Raw genomic sequence first — 2,258 nt, 5'->3', positions numbered from 1 at the left:
ATTTCCCCAGTTTGACCGAGGATCGTCCTGGCGGGGGCATGCCCCCGCCAGGACGATCGTTCCCCAAATAACCTGCGCATCCCGGCAGAAGGGCGAGCAGGTGATTGGCGTAAGGGAGACTGTGTTGATCCACGAATTGAAACGACAGGGACTGGGTGTCAGCGCGATCGCGCGACAGACGGGCCTGGACCGCAAGACGGTGCGCAGATATCTGGCCCGGGGTATTGAGGCCCCGCGCTACAACCCCCGCGAGGAGAGCGAGCGCATTGCCGAACGCTTTTGCAGCTATTTGCTGGGACGACTGGAGGCGTATCCTGGACTTTCCGCTCGCCGGCTGCACCGCGAGATCACGCCGATGGGATACGAGGGGGCCTATTCGACGCTGACGGAATATCTGCGGCTCGTCAGGCCACAGGTGCCCAAGGTGTTCGAACGGCGTTTCGAGACCGCTCCTGGCGAACAGGCGCAGGTGGATTTCGCCGAATTTCCGGTGACGTTCCTGACCGAGCCTCAGGCGCCTCGCAAAGTCTGGCTTTTCAGCATGGTGCTGGGACACAGCCGCTGGCTCTGGGGCCGGTTCTGCCCGAACCAGACCCTGGAAACCGTCCTGCGCTGCCACATCGCCGCCTTCGAGGCGATGGGCGGAAGCTGCACCGAGATCCTCTATGACCGCATGAAAACCGCGGTTCTCGGCGAAGACCCCACGGGGGTCATCACCTATAATCCCTCGCTGGTCGCTCTGCTCGACCATTACGGCAGCGCGCCGCGCGCGTGCCAGCCGTATCGCGCCAAGACAAAGGGCAAGGTCGAGCGGCCGTTCCGGTATATCCGGCAGGATTTCTTCCTCGGGCAGAGTTTTCGTGACCTTGATGAACTCAATGCCCGCTTCGACGACTGGTTGCGCTCCATCGCCAATGCCAGGTGTCATGCCACGACCGGTCGTATCGTCGCGGAACATTTCGCCGACGAGCGGTCTCATTTGCGCGCCCTGCCGGCTCATCCGTATGACGCCGTCCTGACGGTCGAGCGCCGCGTCAGCCGCGAGGGCATGGTCTCGATCGGCGGCAATCTTTACAGCGTGCCGGATACCGCTCGACGGCGCATTCTCGAGATCCAGAACCACCCGACGGAAGTCCGGATCTTCGAGGAGGGCGCCATGATCGCCCGCCATCCGGTGCTGGACGGGCGTAACCAGCGCCGTGTCGATCCTGCGCACCGCAAGGCCGTGCCGGCGGCGCGCCAGATCAGGACCTCGCCCGAGCGAACCAACGTCGCACGCCGGCCCCTCGCTTTCTATGAGGCAGTCGCTCGCAGGCTGGCCACCACAGGAACGGGGGATCGGCCATGACGCCTGTGACCGAACGCATCCGCCAGAGCCTGGTCCACCTGCATATGGCGCGGGCCCTGGAAACCCTCGACCAGACCCTCGGTCGCCTCGAGCGCGGCGACATCAGCGCGATCGAGGCCATCGACGAACTGCTGGCCGAGGAACTCAGCCTGCGGGAGGGACGGCGCATCGGCGTCGCCCTGCGAACCGCGCGTCTCATGCCGATCAAGACACTCGAAAGCTTTGATTTTTCCTTCCAGCCCTCCCTCGAGCGAAACCGGATCATGGCAATCGCCCAACTCGAGTTTATCGGCCGCGCGGAAGTCGTCCATTTCCTTGGCCCGCCCGGGACAGGCAAGAGCCACCTCGCCACAGCCATCGGTGTCGCGGCGGTCAAGGCGGGACGCAGCGTCTATCGCTGCACCCTCGCCGAACTGATCGAGGCGCTCGCTCGCGCCGAGCGCGAAGGCCGCCTCGCGGAGAAGATCCGTTTCTACGCCCGTGCCGCGCTGCTGATCGTCGACGAGATCGGATACCTGCCGATCACCAGCGGGGGCGCCAATCTGTTTTTCCAGTTGGTCAACGCCCGATACGAGAAGGGATCGATGATCCTGACCTCCAACAGGGGCTTTGCCGAATGGGGCGACGTGTTCGGCGATCCGGTGGTGGCAACCGCGCTCCTCGATCGTCTCCTCCACCATGCCATCGTCGTGCAGATCGAAGGGGCCAGTTACCGGTTGCGTCAACACGCGGACCTGGTGCCGGAACACACCCGGGCCCATGCCAATCTCACCCCGCCGCCGCTACCAAAACGCCGTGGACGGCCACCCAGGAGAGAAACCGACGATCAAGGCCCTGGCTGATCCCCAGAAACCAGAAACTGGGGATTTTTCATCCAGCACTTTTGCGGACTTTTCATCCAGCATTTACA

At 63.8% G+C, this 2,258-nt stretch carries 2 protein-coding genes; both read left to right on the top strand.

The features are described from left to right. Positions 1–100 precede the first annotated feature (100 nt). A complete protein-coding gene (gene istA / locus HLH48_RS22670; protein WP_182999708.1) occupies positions 101–1,348 on the top strand; it encodes an IS21 family transposase in 1,248 nt (415 codons plus the stop codon). Further along, on the top strand, positions 1,345–2,190 hold the full coding sequence (gene istB / locus HLH48_RS22665; protein WP_012224962.1) for an IS21-like element helper ATPase IstB: 846 nt from the start codon (positions 1,345–1,347) through the stop codon (positions 2,188–2,190). The genes istA and istB overlap by 4 nt, the downstream gene beginning before the upstream one ends. Positions 2,191–2,258 lie beyond the last annotated feature (68 nt).

Source organism: Gluconacetobacter sacchari (assembly GCF_014174255.1).
In the GTDB taxonomy this organism is placed as follows: domain Bacteria; phylum Pseudomonadota; class Alphaproteobacteria; order Acetobacterales; family Acetobacteraceae; genus Gluconacetobacter; species Gluconacetobacter sacchari.
This window is presented reverse-complemented; position numbering and strand designations above follow the sequence as displayed.

What these genes read in the sequence shown, in the direction of transcription:
- istB (WP_012224962.1), top strand. Translation starts at nt 1,345, where the DNA reads ATGACGCCTGTGACCGAACGCATCCGCCAGAGCCTGGTCCACCTGCAT.